The organism is Mycobacterium sp. E3247 (assembly GCF_001667785.1).
Taxonomy (GTDB): Bacteria; Actinomycetota; Actinomycetes; order Mycobacteriales; family Mycobacteriaceae; genus Mycobacterium.
In genome coordinates, this window is the sequence record NZ_LZJG01000456.1 from 1 (window position 1) to 516 (window position 516).

Below are 516 nucleotides of genomic sequence, written 5' to 3' on the forward strand. Positions count from 1 at the left end.
GAGATCATCCGCAACATTCCGGTTATGGGAGAGACCGACGTGCCGGCCTTCCACGGTGAGGTGACCATGGGTCACGCGGAAGTCCGCATCCGCGACCTCGTTGTCCCCCACGAGAACATTCTCGGCGGACTTGGACAGGGCTTTGCCATGGGCCAGCATCGCCTCGGCTACGGCCGGCTGCGGCACGGCATGTGGAGCATCGCGAAAGCCCAAGCAGCGCTTGACATGGCGGCCGCGCGGGCATGTGAAAGAGTCACCTTCGGCAAACGGGTGGCTGATCGTCAGGGAATCCAGTGGATGCTCTCCGACTGCGCCGAGAAGCTTTACGTCACCCGGCTGATGATCCTGCACCTGGCTTACAAGATGGAACGCGGGCTCGACTTGCGGATCGCGAATTCCATCGCCAAGACTTACATTGCCAACATGCTCATCGATGTCGTCGACACCGCCCTGCAGATTCACGGGTCACTCGGATACTCACACGATCTGCCCCTAGCGGCCTGGTTGGCAGAGGCG

The 516-nt window shown here is 61.4% G+C and carries 1 protein-coding gene; it reads left to right on the plus strand.

Annotated features, from left to right (window positions below; genetic code table 11):
• Positions 1–24: 24 nt before the first annotated feature.
• Positions 25–516, plus strand: a 492-nt coding sequence (locus A9X04_RS22480; protein ID WP_255396497.1) for an acyl-CoA dehydrogenase family protein, incomplete at its 3' end; no start/stop codon positions are given.